Origin of the sequence: Methylobacterium sp. BE186, assembly GCF_031457035.1 — a bacterium.
GTDB lineage: Bacteria > Pseudomonadota > Alphaproteobacteria > Rhizobiales > Beijerinckiaceae > Methylobacterium > Methylobacterium segetis.
Map to the genome: position 1 here is coordinate 1 of NZ_JAVDVV010000069.1, position 1263 is coordinate 1263.

The 1263-nt window shown below is 66.8% G+C and carries 1 protein-coding gene; it reads right to left on the minus strand.

Annotated features, from left to right (window positions below; genetic code table 11):
* Window positions 1-3 precede the first annotated feature (3 nt).
* A complete protein-coding gene (gene oxlT, locus J2X36_RS26755; protein WP_245516536.1) occupies window positions 4-1248 on the minus strand; it encodes an oxalate/formate MFS antiporter in 1245 nt (414 codons plus the stop codon).
* Between the last annotated feature and the right edge of the window lie 15 nt (window positions 1249-1263).

The window sequence follows — 1263 nt, forward strand, 5'->3', positions numbered from 1 at the left end:
GGCTCAGGCGTGGGCGAGGGCGCCGGCCGGGAGGGCGGCCTCGTTCGCCGCGTGGTGCTTCTTGAGCATGGGCCGGAGCACCGCCACCGCGAGGGCGGCCGCGATCAGGTCCATGGTGGCCACCGTGTAGAGCACCGTCGACCACGTGCCGGTCGCCTGCATGATCACGTTGCCGAGCGGCACGAACAGGGCCGCAAAACCCTTGGCGCAGTAGAGCACGCCGTAGATCTTGCCGATGTGCTTCGAGCCGAACGTGTCGGCCGCGGTCGCGGAGAACAGCGAGTAGACCTCGCCCCAGGCCAGGAACACGATGCCCGACAGGATCACGAAGGCCCACGGGTTCGAGCCGAAATAGCCCAGCGCGACGATGCCGATGCCCTCCATCGCGAAGGCGATGAACATCGTCTTCTCGCGGCCGATCCGGTCCGAGACCCAGCCGAACAGCGGGCGGGAGATGCCGTTCATGATGCGGTCGAGCATCAGCGCGAAGGGCAGCGCCGCCATGGCGAAGAAGTACAGGTTCACCTGGAAGTTCTTCACGCCGAGATCCTGCGCGATCACGCCGAGCTGGGCCACCGCCATCAGGCCGCCCGTCACCGTGCAGGTGAACATCAGCAGCATGACGTAGAAGACCGGCGTGCGCAGCGCCTCGCCGAGGGTGTAGTCGCGGCGCGACTGCAGGACCTTGGTCGAGTACTTGACCTCCTCCTTGCCGGGGGAGCGCATGAAGGCGGCGGCGAGGATGATGATCGCGCCCTGGATCAGGCCGAACACGAAGAAGGCCTGGGCGTAGCTGCCCGCGTCGATCATCTTGGCGATCGGCAGGATGGTCAGCGCCGAGCCGGCGCCGTAGCCGCCCGCGGTGAGGCCGACCGCGAGGCCGCGCTTGTCCGGGAACCACTTGAGGGCGTTGTTCACGCAGGTCGCGTAGACGCAGCCGACACCGATGCCGCCGACGACGGCGCCGGCGTAGAAGCCGGTGAGCGAGGTGGCGTAGGAGTTGATCACCCAGGCGAGCCCGGTCATGAGGCCGCCGAACATGACGACCCGGCTCGGGCCGTACTTGTCGATGAAGTAGCCCTCGATCGGGGTGAGCCAGGTCTGCACGATCACGAAGATCGTGAAGGCGACCTGGATCGCGGCGCGATCCCAGCCGAAGGTCTTCTGGATTTCCGGGACGAACAGGGTCCAGGCGTACTGGATGTTCGCGGCCGCCACCATGCAGGCGACGCCGAGAACGATTTGCAACCAGCGATTGGGTGA